1 protein-coding gene and 1 pseudogene are annotated in these 671 nt (G+C 62.4%); both read right to left on the bottom strand.

Annotation, left to right across the window (positions count from 1 at the left end):
* A partial coding sequence (locus AAIL67_RS24725) for a tripartite tricarboxylate transporter substrate-binding protein (protein WP_343485404.1) occupies nucleotides 1–378 on the bottom strand: 378 nt, incomplete at its 3' end.
* A 90-nt stretch (nucleotides 379–468) separates the two neighbouring features.
* Nucleotides 469–671, bottom strand: a pseudogene (locus AAIL67_RS24720) (twin-arginine translocation pathway signal protein); the annotation flags it as partial.

The following is a 671-nucleotide window of genomic DNA, read 5'->3' as shown; positions in this document are numbered from 1 at the left end:
TGGCTCGAAATCCTTGGCCTGATAGGTCAGCTTGCTATAGATATGCGGGTAGATGGAGAAGGCCGAGACCTGCGACAGCACGATGACCGAGCCGTCGCCCACGGAGTTGCGCAGATTCTCCAGTGCGATGCGGCCACCGGCACCGGGCTTGTTCTCCACCACGCCCATGTTCTTGGAGTAGCTGGTGCCGCCGATCTTTTCCGCCACACGGCGCGCCACCGAGTCACCGGCACTGCCTGCGGGAAAGCCGTAAAGGATGCGCACCTGCTCCAGTGGCCCGCTGCCCTGGGCATAGGCGCTACGGCCGGCGATGCCGCCGAATGCGGCCAGGGCGGCTCCAGCGCCCAGGCCTTTGACGAAATTGCGACGATCTTGCATGTTTGTCTCCTCTATTGTTCGATCACTATGTGCAGGCTTGAGCCCGTCTGAAAAATCCCGACCCGAATGCTATTCGATACCGGTGGGTCATCAGGAATCGCCCGTAAAACCGATCTGCTTGACCAGCGGACCCCAGCGCTCGAACTCGGCCTGCTGCGAACGGGCCATTTCCTCGGGCGTGGAGCTGGTGGCAATCAGGCCGACCACACCCAAGCTTTCCTTGAGCGCGTCGCTCTTGAGCGCTGCCGTGATGGCCGCATGGGCGCGTGCACGCACGTCGACCGGTGTCCTGA

The organism is Comamonas sp. A7-5 (genome assembly GCF_039581385.1).
GTDB lineage: Bacteria > Pseudomonadota > Gammaproteobacteria > Burkholderiales > Burkholderiaceae_C > Comamonas > Comamonas thiooxydans.
The sequence above is the reverse complement of the archived record's forward strand: the minus strand, read 5'-3'. Positions and strand labels throughout refer to the sequence as shown.